The organism is Streptomyces sp. NBC_00210, assembly GCF_045160975.1.
Lineage (GTDB): Bacteria > Actinomycetota > Actinomycetes > Streptomycetales > Streptomycetaceae > Streptomyces.
On the sequence record NZ_CP108120.1, the window covers coordinates 4,322,071 to 4,344,350 of the forward strand.

Here is a 22,280-nt window from a genome sequence, read left to right on the forward strand (position 1 = left end):
CCCCTGGGAGTCCGTGGCGGGGCCACGGGCACCGTTCGCTCCAGCAGCTCCAGCAGCGGCCGATCCGGCGCCCGTGGCTCCACTCACGCTTTACTCCTCGTGCTCCCCGGCCGAGGGCTGCGTGCCCTCGACTGCCACCTCGGCCGCCTCACCGTCGGCCTCTACGGTCCCTTCGACCTCTACGGTCCCTTCGACCTCTTCTGCCTCACGACCGGCCTCGGCGTTACGAGCGATACCGACCACGGCATCGCGCTTGCCCAGGTTGATCAGTTGGACGCCCATGGTGTCACGGCCCGTCTCCCTGACTTCGTTGACTCGCGTACGAATCACACCGCCGCCCAGCGTGATGGCGAGGATCTCATCCGTCTCCTCGACCACCAGCGCGCCGACCAGCGAACCGCGGTCCTCGACGATCTTGGCGGCCTTGATTCCGAGGCCACCACGCCCCTGAACGCGGTACTCGTCAACGGCGGTCCGCTTCGCGTACCCGCCATCGGTGGCAGTGAACACGAACGTACCCGGCCGCACAACATTCATCGAGAGGAGCTCGTCTCCCTCACGGAAACTCATGCCCTTGACGCCGGACGTCGCGCGTCCCATCGGGCGCAGCGCATCGTCCGTCGCCGTGAACCGGATCGACTGCGCCTTCTTGCTGATGAGCAGCAGATCGTCCTCGGCCGACACCAGCTCCGCGCCGATCAGCTCGTCGTCGCTGCCGTCCTCCGTCTCACGGAGGTTGATCGCGATGACACCACCCGATCGCGGCGAGTCGTAGTCCTTCAGCGGCGTCTTCTTCACCAGACCGCCCTTGGTGGCGAGCACCAGATAGGGCGCGGCGTCGTAGTCGCGGATCGCCAGGATCTCGGCGATCTGCTCGTCCGGCTGGAAGGCGAGCAGGTTGGCGACGTGCTGGCCGCGCGCATCGCGGCCGGCGTCCGGCAGCTCGTACGCCTTGGCGCGGTAGACCCGGCCCTTGTTGGTGAAGAACAGCAGCCAGTGGTGCGTCGTGGAAACGAAGAAGTGGTCGACGATGTCGTCTTCCTTGAGCTTCGTGCCGCGTACGCCCTTGCCGCCGCGCTTCTGCGAGCGGTAGTCGTCCGTCTTCGTACGCTTCACGTAGCCGCCACGCGTGATGGTGACGACGATGTCCTCCTCGGCGATCAGGTCCTCGATGGACATGTCACCGTCGAAGGGCACCAGCTTGGAGCGCCGGTCGTCGCCGAACTTCTCGACGATGACGGCCAGTTCCTGGCTGACGATCTGGCGCTGCTTCTCGGGCGAGGCCAGGATCGCGTTGTACTCGTTGATCTTGGCCTGCAGCTCGTCGTGCTCGGCGACGATCTTCTGGCGCTCCAGGGCGGCCAGTCGGCGCAGCTGCATCTCGAGAATGGCGTTGGCCTGGATCTCGTCGATCTGCAGCAGGCCCATCAGGCCCTCGCGGGCGATCTCGACCGTGTCACTGCGCCGGATCAGCGCGATGACCTCGTCGATCGCGTCCAACGCCTTGAGCAGACCGCGCAGGATGTGCGCCCGCTCCTCCGCCTTGCGCAGGCGGAACTTCGTACGCCGGACGATGACCTCGATCTGGTGGTGCACCCAGTGGCGGATGAAGGCGTCGAGCGAGAGCGTGCGCGGCACGCCGTCGACGAGCGCCAGCATGTTCGCGCCGAAGTTCGTCTGCAGGTCGGTGTGCTTGTAGAGGTTGTTCAGCACGACCTTGGCGACGGCGTCGCGCTTGAGCACGATGACCAGGCGCTGGCCGGTACGGGAGGAAGTCTCGTCGCGGACGTCCGCGATGCCGCCGATCTTGCCGTCCTTCACCAGGTCGGCGATCTTCTGGGCGAGATTGTCCGGGTTGGTCTGGTACGGAAGCTCCGTGACCACCAGGCACTGGCGGTTCTGGATCTCCTCGACCTCGACGACCGCGCGCATCGTGATGGAGCCGCGACCGGTGCGGTACGCCTCCTCGATGCCCTTGCGTCCCACGACCAGCGCGCCGGACGGGAAGTCCGGGCCCTTGATCCGCTCGATGAGTGCGTCGAGCAGCTCCTCGTGGGTGGCGTCAGGGTTCTCCAGCGCCCACTGGGCGCCCGCCGCGACCTCACGCAGATTGTGCGGCGGAATGTTGGTGGCCATACCGACCGCGATACCGGCCGAACCGTTGACCAGCAGATTCGGGAACCGGGCCGGCAGAACCGTCGGCTCCTGATTGCGGCCGTCGTAGTTGTCCTGGAAGTCGACGGTCTCCTCGTCGATGTCCCGGAGCATCTCCATCGACAGCGGCATCAGCTTGCATTCGGTGTACCGCATGGCGGCGGCCGGGTCGTTGCCCGGAGAGCCGAAGTTGCCGTTGGAGTCCACCAGCGGCATCCGCATCGACCACGGCTGGGCCAGCCGGACCAGGGCGTCGTAGATCGAGGAGTCGCCGTGCGGGTGGTACGTACCCATGACATCGCCGACGACGCGGGCGCACTTGTAAAAGCCCTTCTCGGGCCGGTACCCACCGTCGTACATCGCGTAGAGCACACGCCGGTGGACGGGCTTGAGACCGTCCCGCACGTCGGGCAGCGCACGCGAGACGATGACGGACATCGCGTAGTCGAGATACGAGCGCTGCATCTCCGTCTCGAGCCCGACGGGCTCGATCCGCAGCACGGGCTCTTCTTCTTCGGTCGTGGCAGGAGTGTTCTCGTCGGCCATTGCTGGTCTTCAGTCCTTTCGTGCGGTCAGCTGAGACCGACTCAGATGTCGAGGAAGCGGACGTCCTTGGCATTGCGCTGGATGAACGAGCGCCGTGCCTCGACGTCCTCACCCATCAGCACCGAGAACAGATCGTCGGCCTGAGCCGCGTCGTCCAGCGTGACCTGGCCGAGAACGCGGTGGTCCACATCCATCGTGGTGACGCGCAGTTCCTCGGCGTTCATCTCGCCGAGACCCTTGAAGCGCTGGATCGAGTCTTCCTTGATCCGCTTGCCGTTCTGCTTGCCGAGCTCGACGAGCGCGTCGCGCTCGCGGTCCGAGTACGCGTACTCGAAGTCGTCCCGGCCCCACTTGATCTTGTAGAGCGGCGGACGCGAGAGATAGACGTGCCCGGCCTCGACCAGCGGTCGCATGAAACGGAAGAGGAAGGTCAGCAGCAGGGTGTTGATGTGCTGGCCGTCCACGTCGGCGTCCGCCATCAGAATGATCTTGTGATAGCGGAGCTTCTCGATGTCGAAGTCCTCGTGGACTCCGGTACCGAAGGCCGAGATCAGCGCCTGGACCTCGGTGTTCTGCAGGATCTTGTCGATCCGCGCCTTCTCGACGTTCAGGATCTTGCCTCGGATGGGCAGGATCGCCTGGTACATCGGGTTACGGCCGGACTTCGCCGAACCGCCGGCGGAGTCACCCTCGACGATGAAGATCTCGCACTGGGTCGGGTCGTTCGACTGGCAGTCGCTCAGCTTGCCCGGCAGCGACGCCGACTCCAGCAGGCCCTTGCGGCGGGTCAGGTCACGGGCCTTACGGGCCGCGACACGCGCCGTCTGCGCCTGGATGGACTTGCGGATGATGTCCGCGGCCTCGTTGGGATTGCGGTCGAACCAGTCGGTGAGGTGCTCGTGCACCACCTTCTGGACGAAGGTCTTCGCCTCCGTGTTGCCCAGCTTGGTCTTGGTCTGGCCCTCGAACTGCGGCTCGCCCAGCTTGACCGAGATGATCGCGGTCAGACCCTCGCGGATGTCCTCGCCGGAGAGGTTGTCGTCCTTCTCGCGCAGCAGCTTCTTGTCGCGCGCGTAACGGTTGACCAGGCCCGTGAGCGCGGCCCGGAAGCCCTCTTCGTGCGTACCGCCCTCATGGGTGTGGATCGTGTTGGCGAACGAGTACACACCCTCGGTGTACTGGGAGTTCCACTGCATGGCGATCTCGACAGAGAGCATCCGCTCCTTGTCCTCCGCCTCGATGTCGATGACAGTCGGGTGGATCAGATCGCCCTTGCGGGAGTTCAGGTACTTAACGAAGTCGACGATGCCGCCCTCGTAGTAGTACGTGACCGTCCTGGCGGGCGGCTCCTGCTCCGGCTCCTCAGGGGCGTCCGCGCCCGCGGTGGCCTTGGCGGACTCGCGCTCGTCGGTCAGCGTCAGGGTCAGGCCCTTGTTGAGGAAGGCCATCTCCTGGAAGCGGCGCGAAAGCGTCTCGAAGGAGTACTCGGTCGTCTCGAAGATGTCGGCGTCGGCCCAGAACGTGACCGTGGTGCCGGTCTCGTCGGTGGCCTCCGTCCGCGCGAGGGGGGCGGTGGGGACGCCGAGTTTGTAGTCCTGCGTCCAGCGGTAGCCGTCGCGCTTGACCTCGACGGAGACCTTGGACGACAGGGCGTTGACGACGGAGACACCGACGCCGTGCAGACCGCCGGAGACGGCGTAGCCGCCGCCGCCGAACTTGCCGCCCGCGTGCAGGACGGTGAGTACGACCTCGACGGCCGGCTTGTTCTCGGAGGGGACGATGTCCACCGGGATGCCACGGCCGTTGTCGACCACGCGTACGCCACCGTCGGCGAGGATCGTGACATCGATCCTGTCGGCGTGGCCTGCGAGGGCCTCGTCGACAGAGTTGTCGACGACCTCGTACACCAAGTGATGAAGTCCACGCTCACCGGTCGAGCCGATGTACATGCCGGGGCGCTTGCGGACCGCGTCCAGACCCTCGAGGACTGTGATCGCGCTGGCGTCGTACGAGGCGGTTACCTCGCCGTTCCCACCGGCAGGAGTGGACGGGATGTTCTCGTTGGGGTTGCCGGAATCGGCCACGAAGCGCCCTTTCTGGCACAGCACAAGCCGTTCTCCGGGCAGGCGGGAGCGGCTGCGTCGTTCGACATGTTCCGCGAGTGGGCGGGATTGTCTATCAGTCTACCGGTACCGCCGACCCTAATGGGGGTTTGCCGGTAGCTGAGTCCGCATGTGCCGCCCTGAACCGTAACGGTCCGACTCCCCATATCCAGGAAGGGGCTTCAGGAGGCTCACACGGGCATTGAGCGCTTCGGCCTGTCAACCACTGGCTACGGTGAGGGACACGTCACATGGGTCGGGGGATGCGATCGGGGTGTGGGGGGCGGGTGGGGCGGGGCATCGGCGCGGTCCAGGGCGGGCACCCGGTTCGTGCAGAGGCCGCGGTCCGGACGAGGCGCAGTCCCGACGCGGAGGCCGCGGGATCCGTGGGCTGCATTCGCCCGCACCACGGCAGCGACACTCGGAGGCCCGGCGGCGCCGCCGCTTTCGGGAAAGGACCGGGCAGAGACCCGGCCTCAGCCGTACGTGTCGCCCGGCCCCACACTCCCCGGCGCCCGCAACCGCCCGTATCCCCGCTGCGGCCCGCCCGGCCCCAGCACCTTGATCAGCCGTACTGTCCCATGCCCCAGGTCCTCGTTCAGCCGCGCCACCAACCGCGGCGCCAGCAGCCTGAGCTGCGTCGCCCACGCAGTCGAGTCGCACTGCACCGTCAGCACGCGCTCGTCAGGATCCTCGTCGTACTTCAGCGGTACGCAGTGGTTCGCCAGGTCCTCGCCCACGATCTGTGGCCAGCGCCCCATCACCCCGCCCACCGCGGCCGGCGTCTCCCAGCCGCGCTCGGTGATCAGCCGGTTGATCGCCGCACCCAGCGGCAGCGGATCGCGGCCGTCCGCGCGCGCCCCCGACCGCAGCCCGCCGCCCCGTCTGGCCTGCTTCTTCTGCTGCGCCGCCGCGCCCCGCGCCTTCGCCTGCTCCTTCGCCGCGCGCAGCGCGACCCGCGCCAGGTCGACCCCCGACGACTCGGGCGCCTTCGGCGACAGCGACTCCGGCTGCCCGGGTCCCGGCTCCTCGCTCATACCCGCTCCACCGCCCCGTCCGCCACCACATACCGCGCCCCCGCCAGCACTCCCGGCACATCGTCTTCGACCGCCGCCGTCACCAGCACCTGCTCACCGGGAGCGACCAGCTCCGCCAAGCGCTCCCGACGTCGCGCGTCCAGCTCCGCGAAGACATCGTCGAGCACCAGGACGGGCTCGTTGCCCTCCGCCCGGAGCAGGTCGTACGAGGCCAGCCGCAGCGCCAGCGCATACGACCAGGACTCGCCGTGGCTTGCGTACCCCTTCGCCGGCAGCTGCCCCAGCTTGAGCACAAGATCGTCCCGGTGCGGCCCGACCAGCGTCACGCCACGCTCGATCTCCTGCTTGCGCACCTCGGCCAGCGCTCCGATCAGCTGCTCGTACAGCGCATCCCGCCCGTGAACCCCGCCCTCGCCACCGGCGGAGGAACGGTACTCCAGGGCAACGGGACCGCCCCCGGGAGCGAGCGCCTCGTACGACTTCTCCGCCAGCGGCTCCAGCGCCGTGATCAGATCGATCCGCTGCGCCAGCACCTCCGCGCCCGCCCGCGCGAGATGCTGGTCCCACACATCCAGCGTCGACAGGTCCATGCCACGCCCACCGTGCCGCCGCGCCATGGCAGCGGACTTCAGCAGGGTGTTGCGCTGCCTGAGCACCCGCTCGTAGTCGGACCGCACTCCCGCCATCCGCGGCGAGCGCGCCGTGATCAGCTCGTCCAGGAAGCGCCGCCGCTCGCCCGGATCGCCCTTCACCAGCGCCAGATCCTCCGGCGCGAACAGCACCGTCCGTACTATCCCCAGCACATCACGCGGTCTGACCTGCGAGGACCTGTTGATACGGGCCCGGTTCGCCCTACCGGGATTGAGCTCCAGCTCGATCAGCTGGGAGCGCTCGCCCTGCGTGACGGCAGCCCGGATCACCGCCCGGTCCGCCCCCATCCGCACCAACGGCGCATCCGACGAGACCCGGTGGCTGGCCAGCGTGGCCAGATAGCCGACGGCCTCGACGAGATTGGTCTTCCCCTGCCCGTTCGCCCCCACGAACGCGGTGACGCCCGGGTCGAGCGGGACCTCGACCCGGGCGTACGAGCGGAAGTCGGCCAGCGACAAATGCGTGACGTGCATGGATGTACGCCGACCTCCCCCGGCTCAGGGCTACTTCTTGTTCTCGACCGCGTGACCGCCGAACTGGTTGCGCAGCGCGGCGATCATCTTCATCTGGGGAGAGTCGTCCTGACGGGACGCGAACCGAGCGAACAGCGCCGCGGTGATCGCGGGCAGCGGCACCGCGTGGTTGATCGCGGCTTCCACAGTCCAGCGGCCCTCGCCGGAGTCCTGTGCATAACCCCGCAGCTTGTCCAGGTGCTCGTCCTCGTCCAGCGCGTTGACCGCGAGGTCGAGCAGCCAGGAACGGATGACCGTACCCTCCTGCCAGGAGCGGAAGACCTCGCGTACGTCGGTGACCGAGTCGACCTTCTCCAGCAGCTCCCAGCCCTCGGCATAGGCCTGCATCATCGCGTACTCGATGCCGTTGTGGACCATCTTCGCGAAGTGCCCGGCGCCGACCTTGCCCGCGTGGACCGAGCCGAGGTCGCCCTCGGGCTTCAGCGCGTCGAAGATCGGCTGCACGCGCTCGACATGGTCCTTGTGGCCGCCGTACATCAGCGCATAGCCGTTCTCCAGGCCCCAGACACCGCCGGAGACACCGCAGTCGACAAAGCCGATTCCTTTGATGCCCAGCTCGACAGCGTGCTTCTCGTCGTCCGTCCAGCGGGAGTTGCCGCCGTCGACCACCACATCGCCGGGCTCGAGCAGCGCGGCCAACTCGTCGATGGTGGACTGGGTCGCGGCGCCCGCCGGAACCATCACCCACACCACGCGCGGGCCCTTGAGCTTGCCCACAAGCTCCTCAAGGCTGTGGACATCGGCGAGGTCCGGATTGCGGTCATATCCGATGACGGTGTGGCCTGCGCGGCGGATGCGCTCACGCATGTTGCCGCCCATCTTGCCGAGACCGACGAGACCGAGCTCCATCAGAGATTCCTTAAGCGTTGTGTGCAGTTTCGTACCCGCGACCGAGCCTACGCCCGGACGCGGGTGCACACCTGTGGGGTCAGGCGCTCAGTCGCCGGGGCTCATCCGCTCAGGCGTACCGCGTTGTCGCGGGGGACAAATCCCCGGACCGCCGACCGAGCGGCCGAGCCCAACGCGCTTGTGTGCATCAGCCCGAGAGGCGTACGGGCATGATCAGGTACTTGTACGCCTCGTCCGCCTCGGCGTCCACCGCCGGCTTGCCACTCAGCAGCGCGGGCTTCGTCGAGGTGGTGAAGGAGAGCTGGGCCACCGGCGAGTCGATCGCGCTCAGACCGTCCAGCAGGAAGGTCGGGTTGAAGGCGATCGAGATGTCGTCACCCTCCAGCTGGGCGTCCACACGCTCCACAGCCTGTGCATCGTCGCTGGAACCGGCCTCCAGGATCAGCACGCCCTGCTCGAAACTGAGCCGCACCGGGGTGTTCCGCTCGGCGACCAGCGCCACACGCTTGACGGCCTCGACGAAGGGCGCGGTCTCAATGACCGCGATGGAGTTGAACTCGGTGGGGAACAGCGTCCGGTACTTCGGCAGATCGCCTTCGAGCAGCCGGGTCGTGGTCCGCCGCCCGGCGCCCTCGAAACCGATGAGCCCCTCGCCCGCACCGGAGCCGGAAAGCGCCAGTGTGACCGTGTCACCGCTGGTGAGTGCCTTGGCGGTGTCCAGCAGCGTCTTGGCGGGCACCAGCGCGACGGCGGACGCCTCCGGGTTCTCCGGCTTCCACAGGAACTCGCGGACCGCGAAGCGGTAGCGGTCGGTGGAGGCCAGCGTGACGGTATCGCCCTCGATCTCGATGCGTACGCCGGTGAGCACGGGGAGCGTGTCGTCGCGACCCGCGGCGATGGCCACCTGGGAGGCGGCGGAGGCGAAGACCTCACCGGGCACGGTGCCGGTCGCGGTCGGCATCTGCGGCAGCGCCGGGTACTCCTCCACAGGCAGGGTGTGGAGTGTGAATCGCGAGGAGCCGCAGACCACGGTCGCCCGTACACCGTCTGTGGAAATCTCCACCGGCCGGTTGGGCAGGGCGCGGCAGATGTCGGCGAGGAGCCGGCCGGAGACGAGCACGGTGCCGTCCTCGTCCACCTCCGCCTCCACGGATACCCGCGCCGAGACCTCGTAGTCGAAGCTCGAGAAGCTGACAGCGCCGTCCTCCGCCTTCAGCAGAAGGCCCGCAAGTACGGGCGCCGGCGGACGGGCCGGAAGGCTGCGGGCCACCCAGGCCACCGCCTCCGCGAGTACATCGCGCTCCACCCGGATCTTCACCGGAACCGCCTCCTGCTGTTGCTGGCTCGCCCTTGCTGGCCTTCGTCGTCGGCTGTGTCGCCGGGGACCAGTCTGACGTACGGCACCGACAGTCGGTGCGGGTCGGGGTCAAGTCGTGGCAAGAGGTGTCGGGCGCTCCGGGCTCGAGTTGTGCACAGGGCCTTCTTCGAAGCGAATTCCTCGATAACTCTAGGTGGGAGTAGTAGTAGGGCCTGTGGAAACCGTGGATAACCCTGTTTGCGCAGGTCAGACCCGTTTTTTTGTCCACGGGACCTGTGGGTGGAGCCGGTGGACAACCCGGTGTTTCTGTGGACGCCGGAAAGTTCTGCACATCCGATGCACAGACCCGGGGGACTTCTCCCCAGTGCTGTCCCCAGCTTTACCCACGTTCCCCACAGCCCAACCGACCACGTTGGTGTGACGCCTTTCACTCGACGCGGTGAGCCGGGGTGTTTCGTTGCCGAACAGTGGACAGGGGTGTGGAGAAGCTGTGGGCAACGCGGCAATGCCTGTGGGCCGCCGGTGGACAACCTTGAGCACGCCCTGTGGACGGTCTCGGTGTCCACAGACTGTGGAGCACGGTTGGCCACAAATCCACAACCGGTTGACCTGGCGTGATGAAGTTTCAGCAACCGCCCTTGTGGATGCAATCTGGACAACTTCCCAGTCCCCAGGCTGTGGATGGAAGATCTTCCCCAGATCTGTGGAGAACACCTTCCCGTCGCCGCGGATTCGAACAGCGGACATAGGCGGGACAGGCTGGGGACGGCGAAGGGCGCCCCGGGACTCGGGTCCCGGGGCGCCCTCGAAGGCTTCTTCGTCGGCCGTGTCGGCCGCTTCAGTCCGTACCAGTGAAGTCAGTCGCTTCGGTCGCTGCACCCCACGTCGGGGCAGTAGCTTGGTCGCGACCCGGGCGGCTACGGGTGGCTGGTTGCTGGCATCAGTAGTCAGCGGCTCGCCCTCGCTGCTGATTGAGAGCTGCGGCACGGCCGCTGTCTTACGGACGAGACAGGTGGGCAACCGCCCGGGTTCTCCTGGAGCCCGGTCAGCGGGCGCTCAGCAATCGCTTCACCACACTTGTGACAGTGATCACATAAGAGCATCTTGCGTGCTTTCGAATCGTTCTCGTAAGCGGCCGGGAGGCCAGATGCGGCTTGCTTCAGTCTGCCCTTCGGGGGCTCCGAGCGACTGGTCCGGCTGGCCTCCGGGTCGCTCGTACTTGCTTATTGAGAGCTGCGGTTGAGCCGCTCCGTACGGACTCAGCGAGTGAGCGCCCTGCCGGCCAGAGGACCAGAATCTGAGAGGGGCCGCTGGGTGGAGACGAACGAAATCTGGGTCGGCATCGACGCCGGCAAGGGACATCACTGGGCCTGCGCCGTGGACGCGTCTGGAAAGAAACTGCTGTCCAAGAAGATCGTTAACGGCGAAGATGAGATCCTGGCCGGCCTGGGCGAGATCCTCGACCTGGCGCCGAAAGTCAACTGGGCCATCGATATCTCAAGCAGCCCTTCTTCTCTCCTGGTGGCGCTCCTCATCACGCACGGCCAGAACCCTCGATACATCAGCGGCACCCTGGTCAAGCAGATGTCGCGGGCCCTGGGCACTGAGAACAAGACGGACGCCAACGACGCGCACGTCATCGCCAGGACCTCCGTCCTCGCTGCGGACCGACTCTCGGACCTCAAAGTCCCAGCTCAGGTGATGTCCGACCTCACCCTGCTCACCTCGCACCGCACCGACCTGGTGCGAGATCGGACCCGTGCCTACAACCGAATGCGGGACACACTCACTGGGGTCTTCCCTGCTCTGGAACGCGCGTTCAACTTCTCGGCCCACAAGGGTGCCTTGGTGCTGCTCACAGGCTTCCAGACGCCCGCGGCACTGCGCAGGGTGGGACACAGTCGGCTCACGGCGTGGCTTTCCAGGCGAGGAGTCCGACTGCCCCACGGGGTTGCGGAACTTGCCATTGAAGCGGCGAAGGCTCAGCAGACGTCGCTGCCCGGCGAGGACGCCGCCGCCCAAATCGTCCAAGACCTGGCCACGAGCATCCTGAATCTCACCGAGCGGATCACCAGGGTCGAGAAGCAGATGGAGAAGATGCTCGACCAGCACCCTCAGGCGCCCATCCTCCTCTCGATGCCCGGCATGGGGTACATCCTGGCGGCCGAACTCCTCGTCGCTGCTGGGGACTTCTCTGCCTACGCCACAGAGGGGAATTTCGCATCGGCCGCTGGCATGGTGCCCGTGTCGCGTGACTCCGGAACTAGGATGGGGATCAACGTTAGGCCAAAGAGATACAGCCGCCCCTTGCAAAGGGCTCTCTTCCTCGCGGCCCAAGCCAGCTGCCTTCACCACCAACGGGACCGCGAGTACTACAACCGGAAACGCGCTCAAGGGATGAGGCACTCGGCCGCGGTCATCTGCGTGGCGCGACGCCAGATCAGGATGCTCTGGACGCTGCTCCGGGAGGAGAGGCAGTACCAGCTGGAGCCCCCTCAGCGCGGGAGCTCCAGCTGACAGACGTCCCATGACGGCCGCTCTTCCTCATTGAGAGTCGCTCGCGTCAGCCGTTCTTGATGCGGTTGGTGAGCTCGGTGACCTGGTTGTAGATGGAGCGCCGCTCGGCCATCAGCGCGCGGATCTTGCGGTCCGCGTGCATCACGGTCGTATGGTCGCGGCCGCCGAACTGTGCGCCGATCTTCGGCAGCGACAGATCGGTGAGTTCGCGGCAGAGATACATCGCGATCTGGCGCGCCGTCACCAGCACCCGGCTGCGCGAGGATCCGCAGAGGTCCTCCACCGTCAGACCGAAGTAGTCGGCGGTCGAGGCCATGATCGCGCTCGCGGTGATCTCCGGGGCCGCATCCTCCCCGCCAGGGATCAGGTCCTTGAGCACGATCTCGGTGAGCCCGAGGTCCACCGGCTGCCGGTTGAGCGACGCGAACGCCGTCACCCGGATCAGCGCGCCCTCCAGCTCGCGGATGTTGCGAGAGATCCGGGAGGCGATGAACTCCAGCACCTCCGGCGGAGCGTTGAGCTGCTCCTGCACCGCCTTCTTACGGAGGATCGCGATGCGCGTCTCCAGCTCCGGCGGCTGTACGTCGGTGGTCAGCCCCCACTCGAAGCGGTTCCGCAGGCGGTCCTCCAGCGTCATCAGCTGCTTGGGCGGCCGGTCCGAGGAGAGCACGATCTGCTTGTTCGCGTTGTGGAGCGTATTGAAGGTGTGGAAGAACTCCTCCTGCGTCGACTCCTTGCTCGCCAGGAACTGGATGTCGTCGACCAGCAGGATGTCCACATCGCGGTAGCGCTTGCGGAAGGTGTCGCCCTTGCCGTCGCGGATCGAGTTGATGAACTCGTTGGTGAACTCCTCCGAGCTCACATACCGCACCCGCGTGCCGGGATAGAGACTGCGCGCGTAGTGCCCGATGGCATGCAGCAGGTGGGTCTTGCCGAGGCCCGACTCCCCGTAGATGAACAGGGGGTTGTACGCCTTCGCGGGTGCCTCGGCTACCGCGACCGCAGCCGCGTGTGCGAACCGGTTGGACGCGCCGATGACGAAGGTGTCGAAGAGGTACTTCGGGTTGAGGCGGGCGTGCGGCTCACCGGGGCCGGGCGCCGGCGAGGGCTGTGCGCCGAGCGGTCCGGTCGCTCCACTGCCGGTGCCGCGGTGCGGGGACTGGTCGGGAAGTTCGTGGCGTTCCGGGCGGCGCTGCTCGTACTGCGCCCGCTCGGGCGGCTGCGGCTGCCGGTAGTCGTGCTGGGGAGGGCGCGGCCTGGCGGTGGCGTAGGGCTCGCGCCATTGGTCCGCGGACGGGTCCCGGTCCTGGAAGCCGCCGAGCCGGGGCTGCTGCCACGACAGGTCCTCCTGAGTACGCGGCCACGCGCCGGGTTCCGGACGCTGCTGCTGATACTCGGGATAGGCGGGGCGCACATCCGGCAGTCCGTCGTCGGCGGGGGGCCGGCGCCCGTAACTGTCGTAGGGGTCGTTCTGCCGCTCGTCGTGCTGCGGCCCCCCATAACGGGGGGCCTGCTGCTGGGCGGGAGGCGCCTGCTGCGGGGGCCGAGGCTCGCCTGCGGAGTCGTCCACAGTGATCGCGATCCGGATCGGGCGGCCGCACTCACGGCTGAGGGTCTCGCTGATCAGCGGGGCGAGCCGGCCCTCGAGGACACGCTTGCCCCATTCATTGGGTACGGCGAGAAGCGCGGTGTCGGCCACCAGTGCGAGAGGCTGGCAGCGCTCGATCCACTGCTTGTCCTTGGGCTCGATGCCCTGCTGGCCCTCTGCAAGGAGCTGTTCCAGCACTCGTGGCCACACTGCGGCAAGATCGGCAGGTACGTCAGCCACAAGGCACGCTCTCTCGCAGGTCCCACGAATGTGTGGTTCTCGGGACGGGATGGGAAGACAGGCAGGAAAGGAATTCAAGTTCAGCCACGGTAGTCAGGGCGACCCGCGCGGTTCAAGTTGTTGTCCACAGCCTGTGCACAGTGGAGCACGCCCTGACCCTGGTTTGACCGGATGGCGTAGCCGCGCGTACCGTAACCAGGTCGAGTTGTCGATGGCTGCTGCCGCCTGCCTCCGATGGGCAAAGATCACGGTCTGTGATCGTGAAGCGGTGCACTCGGGCGTAAACGCGAGCTACTCGTGGGCGCACGGTGACAGCCAGGCGATGTCCCGCCACCACACAATCATTTCTGGAGCCCCCGAGTGAGCAAGCGCACCTTCCAGCCGAACAACCGTCGTCGCGCCAAGACCCACGGCTTCCGCCTGCGGATGCGCACCCGTGCCGGCCGCGCGATTCTCGCGAACCGCCGTGGCAAGGGTCGCGCCAGCCTGTCCGCCTGATCGCATACAGGTCATGACGTGCTGCCTACCGAGAATCGGCTGAGGCGGCGCGAGGACTTCGCGACCGCGGTACGCCGAGGACGCCGGGCCGGCCGCCCGCTCCTCGTCGTCCATCTACGCAGCGGTGCAACGGACCCGCACGCGCCTGGGGAGAGCGCTCCCCCGACGTGTGCGGGTTTCGTTGTAAGCAAGGCCGTGGGTGGGGCGGTCGTCCGCAACAAGGTCAAGCGGAGACTGCGCCACCTCATGCGCGACCGACTCGCCGAGCTGCCCCCCGGTAGCCTGGTGGTCGTACGGGCGCTGCCCGGTGCGGGCGACGCCGATCATGCACAGCTGGCCCGAGACCTGGATGCCGCTCTCCAGCGGCTGCTGGGAGGGGGCGCTCGATGAAGTACCCGCTGCTGGCTCTGATCAAGCTGTACCAGTGGACGATCAGCCCGCTGCTGGGGCCCGTCTGCAGGTACTACCCGTCCTGCTCGCACTACGGATACACGGCCATCGACCGGCACGGCGCGATCAAGGGCACAGCACTGACCGCCTGGCGCATCCTGCGGTGCAATCCGTGGTCGCCGGGTGGTGTGGACCATGTGCCGCCGCGTAAGCGACCGCGGTGGCACGAAATGCTGCGCGACGCCTTGCGTGGCAGCAAGGGCGGGCACTCCGCCGCCGATGTGCCTCCCCGGGGATCGACCCCCGAACCCCCGAGTCCGGCAGCAGAGACCTCGCCCAATGCTCAAGGAGCCTGATTAGTGGACACGATTGCCAGTCTCTTCAGCTTTATCACCACACCTGTTTCGTGGGTCATCGTCCAGTTCCACACGCTCTATGGGGCGATCTTCGGCCCCAACACGGGCTGGGCCTGGGGACTGTCCATCGTGTCGCTGGTGATCCTCATCCGGATCTGTCTGATCCCGCTCTTTGTGAAGCAGATCAAGTCGACCCGGAACATGCAGGCGCTCCAGCCGAAGATGAAGGCGATCCAGGAGCGCTACAAGAGCGACAAGCAGCGTCAGTCCGAAGAGATGATGAAGCTGTACAAGGAGACGGGCACCAACCCGCTCTCCTCGTGCCTTCCGATCCTCGCGCAGTCGCCGTTCTTCTTCGCCCTGTACCACGTGCTCTCCAGCATCGCCTCGGGCAAGACCATCGGCGTCATCAATGAATCGCTGCTGGACAGCGCGCGTCAGGCGCACATTTTCGGTGCCCCGCTCGCCTCGAAGTTCACGGACAGCCCGGAGAAGGTCGCTGCCCTCGGCGCCACGCTGATGGATGTGCGCATTGTCACCGCGATCATGATCGTGATGATGTCGGCGTCGCAGTTCTACACGCAGCGCCAGCTGATGCAGAAGAACGTCGACCTGACGGTCAAGACGCCGTACATGCAGCAGCAGAAGATGCTGATGTACATCTTCCCGGTCATCTTCGCCGTGATGGGCATCAACTTCCCCGTCGGTGTCCTCGTCTACTGGCTGACCACCAACGTGTGGACCATGGGCCAGCAGATGTACGTGATCAACCAGAACCCGACGCCTGGCAGCAAGGCCCAGGACCACTACCTGCAGCGGCTGCTGAAGAGCATCACCGCCCAGAACGAGGTCAAGTCGCGCCGCAAGCGCAACGTCATCCAGGCGATCGTGGCCAAGGGCTCGGACCGCAACGAGAACGAACGTCGCTTTATCACCGGCCTGGCCAAGGTGGGCCTCGCTGCTCAGGCAGACGGCACGGTGTCCAAGAGTGACACCGCTGTCGCTGAGGCCGATGGCGGAGCAGCGCAGCGGCGGCAGCAGCCCAAGCGGCAGTCCAAGGCGCAGCGTCAGTCGGCCAGTGCCCAGCAGGGCACGGCCAAGAGCTCTGAAGATGCTGACGCCAAGCCTTCGCTGCAGAAGGACGCGCCTCAGGACGCGCAGCCGAAGCCGGCGGGGAAGCCCGCCTCGGGCTCCGCGCGCCAGCAGCCCAAGTCCGGTCAGCGCAAGGGCCAGCAGCGCCCCAAGCACCCGTCGTCCAAGAAGTAAGAAGGAGTCCATCCGTGACGGAAGGCACCATCTCCGCCGCCGCCGAGGGTGGCGACACCCTGACCCGCCTTGAGCAGGAAGGGGAGATCGCGGCCGACTACCTCGAGGGTCTGCTCGACATCGCCGATCTCGACGGCGACATCGACATGGACGTCGAGGCCGACCGGGCCGCGGTCTCGATCATCAGTGAAGCGGGCAGCCGGGATCTGCAGAAGCTTGTCGGTCGTGACGGCGAGGTCCTGGAGGCTCTCCAGGAGCTGACGCGGCTCGCAGTGCACCGGGAGACCGGGGATCGCAGCCGGCTGATGCTCGATATCGCGGGCTTCCGGGCCAAGAAGCGCACGGAGCTTGCCGAGCTCGGTGCCAAGGCCGCCGACGAGGTGAAGAGCACCGGTGAGCCGGTGAAGCTGAACCCGATGACGCCCTTCGAGCGCAAGGTCGTGCACGACGCGGTTGCGGCCGCGGGTCTGCGCAGTGAGTCCGAGGGCGAGGAGCCGCAGCGCTTCGTCGTCGTACTCCCTGCCTGACCCTCATCGTTTCCTCGGCCCCGTCTGTTCGCAGGCGGGGCCGATCTTTGTCAGCCTGATAGTCAGCCACCACAGTCCACATTGCGACAGTGCGGTACGGAAGGACGGTTCCCGTGACGGAGGCAGCAGAGCTTCCCCAGGCGCCAGAAGTGGCGCGGACGGTATTCGGCGAGTTCTTTCCGGAGGCCGTGCGGTATGCGGAGCTGCTCGCGGATGCCGGAGTCAAGCGTGGCCTGATCGGTCCCCGTGAGGTGCCGCGGCTGTGGGAGCGGCATCTGCTGAACTGCGCGGTGCTCTCGGAGGTCGTGCCTGAGGGCGTCACGGTCTGCGATGTGGGCTCGGGGGCGGGACTGCCCGGCATTCCGCTCGCGCTGGTGCGCCCCGATCTGAAGATCACGCTCCTTGAGCCGCTTCTGCGGCGGACGAACTTCCTCCAGGAAGTGGTCGAGCTGCTGGGCCTGGACCATGTGAGCGTGGTCCGGGGCCGGGCCGAAGAAGTACTGGGCACGCTGCCCCCGGTCCATGTGGTGACGGCGCGGGCCGTGGCCCCGCTGGACCGGTTGGCGGGCTGGGGGGTGCCCCTGCTGCGTCCGTACGGAGAGATGCTGGCGCTCAAGGGCGACACTGCGGAGGAGGAGATTCAGGGGGCCCGGGCCGCACTGAGCAAGCTCGGTGTGGTGGAGACCTCGGTGCTGCATGTCGGTGAAGGGCTGGTCGATCCGCTGTCCACCGTGGTGCGCGTCGAGGTCGGGGAGAGCCCCGGCGGAGTGCGTTTCGCGGCGAAGCGGGCCAAGGCCGCCCGAACCAGCCGAACCCGTCGGCGTCGCTGATCCACAGTTCGTACTGTCTATCAGCGATGCTCCATACAAGCTTCCATACGTACGCAATTCGGAGTGTCGAGCGGCTGTAGGGGTGCGGCACGTGCATCGTGTTTCACGTGAAACGTCGCTCACTGCTGCAGGGAATCATCAGCCGCGGCCGTGCTGCCGCCCCGCTGCGGGACCGCAAGCCCCTCGTGAGGGCTACGGAATTATCCACAGATGTGGATTCATCCACAGAACCACGGGCCTCGCTGGTTCACGACCCCGAAAGCATGGCAGGCTCTGTTCATTGCGAGCCTGAAGTCGAGGAGAGTGCCTTGCGGTCCGACGCCAACATCGCGGGACCGATGACCGATCCGGTCCCCGGTCCCCGTACCGAGTCGTCGGGGGAGGATGTTTCACGTGAAACACCGCCCCCGATGGACGACACCCCCATTGGCCGTGCTGCCCAGCTGGCCGTGGAGGCGCTGGGGCGTGCCGGCGAGGGTCTTCCCCGACCTGAGCAGACACGCGTCATGGTCGTGGCCAACCAGAAGGGCGGCGTAGGGAAGACCACCACCACGGTCAATCTCGCCGCCTCGCTTGCGCTGCACGGCGCGCGCGTCCTGGTGGTCGACCTGGATCCACAGGGCAACGCCTCGACGGCGCTGGGGATCGATCACCACGCCGAAGTCCCCTCGATCTATGACGTCCTGGTGGAGAGCAAGCCGCTCTCCGAGGTGGTCCAACCGGTCCCGGACGTCGAAGGCCTCTTCTGCGCCCCCGCCACCATCGATCTCGCCGGTGCGGAGATCGAGCTGGTATCGCTGGTGGCGCGGGAGAGCCGACTGCAGCGGGCCATCCAGGCCTATGAGCAGCCACTGGACTACATCCTCATCGACTGCCCGCCGTCGCTCGGTCTGCTGACCGTCAATGCGCTGGTCGCCGGTGCGGAAGTGCTCATCCCCATCCAGTGCGAGTACTACGCGCTGGAGGGGCTGGGACAGCTGCTGAGGAACGTGGATCTGGTGCGCGGGCATCTCAACCCCACGCTGCATGTCTCGACGATTCTGCTCACCATGTACGACGGCAGAACCCGGCTCGCTTCGCAGGTGGCGGACGAGGTACGCAGCCACTTCGGCGAAGAGGTGCTGCGGACGAGCATCCCGCGCTCGGTGCGTATCTCGGAGGCGCCGAGCTACGGACAGACGGTGCTCACCTACGATCCGGGTTCCAGCGGATCGCTGTCGTATCTTGAGGCGGCTCGTGAAATCGCCCTGCGTGGGGTCGGGGTCCACTACGACCCGCAGCAGGCCCATGTGGGCAGCCAGAACAGCCAGCAGAACATCTCGGAGGGGATCCAGTGAGCGAGCGACGTAGAGGATTGGGGCGTGGGCTCGGTGCGCTGATCCCTGCCGCTCCCCAGGAGAAGCAGGTGCCCCCTGCTGGGGCTTCCAGCTCTCCGGGAGCGGCTCCGGTACTGACGGCGGAACGGGGGGTGGCAGCCGCCAAGGTGACAACGCTTCCGGCGGCCGCTGCTTCGCCCGAGGCGATCACGCCCGCGCCGGAGCCGGAGGCGGCATCGCCCGCGGAGCCGGCCGGCGCGCACTTTGCCGAGCTGCCGCTCGACGCCATTACGCCCAACCCGCGCCAGCCGCGTGAGGTCTTCGACGAGGACGCCCTCGCTGAACTGGTTACCTCCATCAAGGAAGTGGGGCTTCTCCAGCCCGTCGTCGTTCGGCAGCTGGGGCCGGAGCGCTATGAGCTCATCATGGGCGAGCGCCGCTGGCGGGCCTGCCGTGAGGCCGCTCTGGAGCGGATCCCCGCAATCGTCCGGCACACGGACGACGAGAAGCTCCTCCTGGACGCGCTGCTGGAGAACCTGCACCGCGCGCAGCTGAATCCGTTGGAAGAGGCTGCCGCCTACGACCAGCTGCTGAAGGACTTCAACTGCACGCACGACCAGCTGGCCGACCGGATCGGACGCTCGCGTCCACAGGTCTCCAACACACTGCGCCTGCTGCGTCTGTCGCCCCCCGTCCAGCGCAGGGTCGCCGCAGGGGTACTCTCGGCCGGTCATGCGCGGGCGCTGCTCTCGGTGGATGACTCCGAGGAGCAGGACCGGTTGGCACACAGGATCGTGGCTGAGGGGCTCTCGGTCCGAGCAGTCGAAGAGATCGTGACGCTGATCAACTCGAACCCGAAGAGCACGTCCAAGCCGAAGAGCCCGCGTGCTGGTGCCCGGCTGTCGCCGGCTCTGACGGACCTTGCCTCACGGCTCTCCGACCGCTTCGAGACCCGAGTGAAGGTCGACCTCGGTCAGAAGAAGGGAAAGATCGTCGTCGAGTTTGCCTCGATAGACGATCTCGAGCGGATCCTCGGCACCCTCGCACCCGGCGAGGGACGGGTCCTGGAACAGGGACTCGCTGAGGAGCCCGAGGACGACGAGGTCTGAGGCTTCGGGGTGAAAGGAAAGGGCGGGTCGTGTCCGGTGGGTTGACCGGATACGACCCGCCCTTTGCTGTAGGGCGGTACCCCTGCCGGGGCTGGGTGGATACGATGCGTTCTGGTATGGCGCATCCACCTTGATCCACCTCAGAGGGAGGGCGAGGGCCATGCGAACGGTGAGCCGCAGCCAACTGGTGACAGCAGGCTTGGGCCTTGGGGCAGTCGGAGGTTTCATCAGCAGCCTGCTCCAGGAGCGGAGCGCGCTGGAAGCCGCTCGTAGCGCGGCGGGTGAAGGAAGCGAGGAACAGCCTTCATGGGGCGTCGGCTTGTACCGCTCACGCTGGACAACCTTTCGGACCTTCCCAAGCGTTGTCGTGCGTGCGTCTTCTGGGAGCTTGATCCGGTCAGTGGAGAAGCCGCGGTAAAAGCGGGAACTCCCGAGCTTGAGAAAGAGGCCTGGATCTCGGCCGTGCTGCTCGAATGGGGTTCCTGCGGCCGGGTTGTCTATGTCGACGACGTGCCGGTCGGCTTTGTGCTCTATGCGCCTCCAGCCTATGTGCCACGGTCCACAGCGTTCCCGACGAGCCCCGTCTCACCCGACGCCGTCCAGCTGATGACCGGCTGGATCAGCCCGGGGTATCAAGGGCAAGGGCTCGGCAGGGTCATCGTGCAGACGGTGGCCAAGGACCTCCTGCGACGCGGCTTCCGTGCGATCGAGGCATTCGGCGATGCCCGCTGGAAGGAGCCTGCCTGTGTGCTGCCCGCCGAGCATCTTCTTGCCGTCGGCTTCAAAACGGTGCGTCCGCATCCGACGCATCCCCGGCTGAGACTGGAACTGCGGACCACGCTCTCCTGGAAGGAAGATGTGGAGCTGGCGCTGGACCGGCTTCTCGGCGCCGTACAGAAGGAGCCCGTTCTGCGGCCCCTGTGAGACTCCGAACGCGAGAGTGGGCTCATCCCCGTCGGGGATGAGCCCACTCATGTTTCACGTGAAACAGCGAAGCCGTGACTACTCGCCGATGAAGCTCTCAAGATCGCGGACGATCGCGGCCTTCGGCTTGGCGCCGACGATCGTTTTGGCGACCTCACCGTGCTGGTAGACGTTCAGCGTCGGGATGGACATGACGCCGTACTTGGCTGCCGTGGCCGGGTTCTCGTCGATGTTGAGCTTTACGATCTCGATCTTGTCACCGTGCTCGGCAGCAATTGCCTCGAGGGACGGAGCGATCTGGCGGCACGGACCGCACCAGGCGGCCCAGAAGTCGACCAGTACGGGCTTGTCGCTCTTGAGGACGTCCTCTTCGAAGGATGCGTCGGTCACGTTCTTCAGGGCGCCGGCCACGGCGGCCTCCTTACTTCTTTAAGCGGGTGAGAGGGGGATGGTGCGCAGGAGTCAGACCACGGGGGTCTTTTCCGGCTCTGCCGCCTTCTCGCTGTCGGCGAGAGCGGCGAGGTAACGCTCGGCGTCGAGAGCGGCGGAGCAGCCGGTGCCGGCAGCGGTGATGGCCTGACGGTAGGTGTGGTCGACGACGTCGCCCGCGGCGAACACGCCGCTGAGGTTGGTGCGGGTCGACGGTGCATCGACCTTCAGGTAGCCGTCGTCGTCCAGGTCGAGCTGGCCCTTGAAGAGCTCGGTCCGCGGGTCGTGGCCCACGGCGATGAACAGCCCGGTGACCGCGAGCGCAGAGGTCTCACCGGTCTTGGTGTTGCGCAGGGTCAGACCGGTCAGCTTCTGGTCACCGTGGATCTCCGCGACCTCGCTGTGCCAGGCGAAGGAGATCTTCGGGTCGGCGAAGGCACGGTCCTGCATGGCCTTGGAGGCGCGCAGGGTGTCACGGCGGTGGACGATGGTGACGGACTTGGCGAACCGCGAGAGGAAGGTCGCCTCCTCCATCGCCGTGTCGCCGCCGCCGATCACGGCGATGTCCTGGTCCTTGAAGAAGAATCCGTCACAGGTCGCGCACCAGGAGACACCGCGTCCGGAGAGCGCGTCCTCGTTCGGCAGGCCGAGCTTGCGGTGCTGGGAGCCGGTGGTGACGATGACGGCCTTGGCCCGGTGGATGGTGCCCGCGGTGTCGGTGACGGTCTTGATCTCGCCGCTGAGGTCGACCGAGACGACGTCGTCCGGCACCAGTTCAGCGCCGAAGCGCTCGGCCTGGGCGCGCATGTTGTCCATCAGGTCGGGGCCCATGATGCCGTCGCGGAAACCGGGGAAGTTCTCCACATCGGTCGTGTTCATCAGCGCACCGCCTGCGGTGACGGCACCCTCGAAGACCAGCGGCTGCAGCGATGCGCGCGCCGTATAAAGCGCCGCCGTGTAGCCGGCCGGCCCGGAGCCGATGATGATCACGTTACGAACGTCGCTCACGGGTTTCTTCCTCGTCTCTGCGGACTGCGTGCTGCCTACTGGGCCGGGTCAATGACTCTCACCCCACCCAACGGATCCTACGGGGCTTGCAT

Annotated in this window: 19 protein-coding genes; 10 read left to right on the top strand and 9 right to left on the bottom strand. The window is 66.8% G+C overall.

Features of this window, described 5'->3' with window-relative positions; genetic code table 11:
• Positions 1-90 precede the first annotated feature (90 nt).
• The 6 genes from gyrA to dnaN form a co-directional block, all read right to left on the bottom strand.
• Positions 91-2,700 carry a DNA gyrase subunit A gene (gene gyrA, locus OG729_RS19565; protein ID WP_405807360.1) on the bottom strand — a complete coding sequence of 870 codons (2,610 nt, stop codon included), beginning with the start codon at positions 2,698-2,700 and terminating at the stop codon, positions 91-93.
• Positions 2,701-2,741: 41 nt separating this feature from the next.
• On the bottom strand, positions 2,742-4,808 hold the full coding sequence (gene gyrB / locus OG729_RS19570) for a DNA topoisomerase (ATP-hydrolyzing) subunit B (protein WP_360867097.1): 2,067 nt from the start codon (positions 4,806-4,808) through the stop codon (positions 2,742-2,744).
• A gap of 470 nt (positions 4,809-5,278) precedes the next feature.
• A complete protein-coding gene (locus tag OG729_RS19575) occupies positions 5,279-5,839 on the bottom strand; it encodes a DciA family protein (protein WP_360867100.1) in 561 nt (186 codons plus the stop codon).
• Positions 5,836-6,963: a DNA replication/repair protein RecF gene (gene recF / locus OG729_RS19580; RefSeq protein ID WP_360867103.1), complete on the bottom strand. Its 1,128-nt coding sequence runs from the start codon at positions 6,961-6,963 to the stop codon at positions 5,836-5,838. Before recF ends, OG729_RS19575 begins: the two co-directional genes overlap by 4 nt.
• A 30-nt stretch (positions 6,964-6,993) precedes the next feature.
• On the bottom strand, positions 6,994-7,872 hold the full coding sequence (gene gnd / locus OG729_RS19585) for a phosphogluconate dehydrogenase (NAD(+)-dependent, decarboxylating) (protein ID WP_360867106.1): 879 nt from the start codon (positions 7,870-7,872) through the stop codon (positions 6,994-6,996).
• 187 nt (positions 7,873-8,059) lie between these two features.
• Complete coding sequence (dnaN, locus tag OG729_RS19590) at positions 8,060-9,190, bottom strand: DNA polymerase III subunit beta (RefSeq protein ID WP_405807362.1); 1,131 nt, start codon at positions 9,188-9,190, stop codon at positions 8,060-8,062.
• A 1,314-nt stretch (positions 9,191-10,504) separates the two neighbouring features.
• On the opposite strand from dnaN, the gene OG729_RS19595 reads away from it, so the two are divergent.
• Complete coding sequence (locus tag OG729_RS19595) at positions 10,505-11,707, top strand: IS110 family transposase (RefSeq protein WP_405807364.1); 1,203 nt, start codon at positions 10,505-10,507, stop codon at positions 11,705-11,707.
• Between the two features lie 46 nt (positions 11,708-11,753).
• On the opposite strand, the gene dnaA is transcribed toward OG729_RS19595, so the two are convergent.
• Complete coding sequence (gene dnaA, locus OG729_RS19600; protein WP_405807365.1) at positions 11,754-13,535, bottom strand: chromosomal replication initiator protein DnaA; 1,782 nt, start codon at positions 13,533-13,535, stop codon at positions 11,754-11,756.
• Positions 13,536-13,895: 360 nt separating this feature from the next.
• Between dnaA and rpmH the strand changes: the two genes are divergently transcribed.
• The 9 genes from rpmH to OG729_RS19645 all read left to right on the top strand — a co-directional run bounded on the left by rpmH (position 13,896) and on the right by OG729_RS19645 (position 20,751).
• Positions 13,896-14,033, top strand: coding sequence for a 50S ribosomal protein L34 (rpmH, locus tag OG729_RS19605; RefSeq protein WP_006381191.1), 138 nt, complete (start codon positions 13,896-13,898; stop codon positions 14,031-14,033).
• An 18-nt stretch (positions 14,034-14,051) separates the two neighbouring features.
• Positions 14,052-14,423 carry a ribonuclease P protein component gene (gene rnpA / locus OG729_RS19610; protein ID WP_360867113.1) on the top strand — a complete coding sequence of 124 codons (372 nt, stop codon included), beginning with the start codon at positions 14,052-14,054 and terminating at the stop codon, positions 14,421-14,423.
• Entirely contained in the window at positions 14,420-14,779 is a 360-nt protein-coding gene (yidD, locus tag OG729_RS19615; RefSeq protein ID WP_360867116.1) for a membrane protein insertion efficiency factor YidD, read from the top strand. The genes rnpA and yidD overlap by 4 nt, the downstream gene beginning before the upstream one ends.
• 3 nt (positions 14,780-14,782) lie before the next feature.
• A complete protein-coding gene (yidC, locus tag OG729_RS19620) occupies positions 14,783-16,045 on the top strand; it encodes a membrane protein insertase YidC (protein WP_360867119.1) in 1,263 nt (420 codons plus the stop codon).
• A 14-nt stretch (positions 16,046-16,059) separates the two neighbouring features.
• A complete protein-coding gene (locus OG729_RS19625; protein ID WP_360867122.1) occupies positions 16,060-16,572 on the top strand; it encodes a R3H domain-containing nucleic acid-binding protein in 513 nt (170 codons plus the stop codon).
• Positions 16,573-16,685: 113 nt separating this feature from the next.
• Positions 16,686-17,402: a 16S rRNA (guanine(527)-N(7))-methyltransferase RsmG gene (gene rsmG / locus OG729_RS19630; RefSeq protein ID WP_405807367.1), complete on the top strand. Its 717-nt coding sequence runs from the start codon at positions 16,686-16,688 to the stop codon at positions 17,400-17,402.
• A gap of 263 nt (positions 17,403-17,665) precedes the next feature.
• Complete coding sequence (locus OG729_RS19635) at positions 17,666-18,739, top strand: ParA family protein (RefSeq protein ID WP_360867127.1); 1,074 nt, start codon at positions 17,666-17,668, stop codon at positions 18,737-18,739.
• Positions 18,736-19,827: a ParB/RepB/Spo0J family partition protein gene (locus tag OG729_RS19640; RefSeq protein ID WP_405807369.1), complete on the top strand. Its 1,092-nt coding sequence runs from the start codon at positions 18,736-18,738 to the stop codon at positions 19,825-19,827. Before OG729_RS19635 ends, OG729_RS19640 begins: the two co-directional genes overlap by 4 nt.
• 306 nt (positions 19,828-20,133) lie before the next feature.
• A complete protein-coding gene (locus tag OG729_RS19645) occupies positions 20,134-20,751 on the top strand; it encodes a GNAT family N-acetyltransferase (protein WP_360867133.1) in 618 nt (205 codons plus the stop codon).
• 78 nt (positions 20,752-20,829) lie between these two features.
• Here OG729_RS19645 and trxA read toward each other — a convergent pair whose 3' ends face one another.
• Positions 20,830-21,162, bottom strand: coding sequence for a thioredoxin (gene trxA / locus OG729_RS19650; RefSeq protein WP_360867136.1), 333 nt, complete (start codon positions 21,160-21,162; stop codon positions 20,830-20,832).
• Positions 21,163-21,213: 51 nt separating this feature from the next.
• The gene (trxB, locus tag OG729_RS19655) at positions 21,214-22,188 is read right to left on the bottom strand and encodes a thioredoxin-disulfide reductase (RefSeq protein WP_360867139.1); all 975 of its coding nucleotides are present in this window, start codon (positions 22,186-22,188) and stop codon (positions 21,214-21,216) included.
• Between the last annotated feature and the right edge of the window lie 92 nt (positions 22,189-22,280).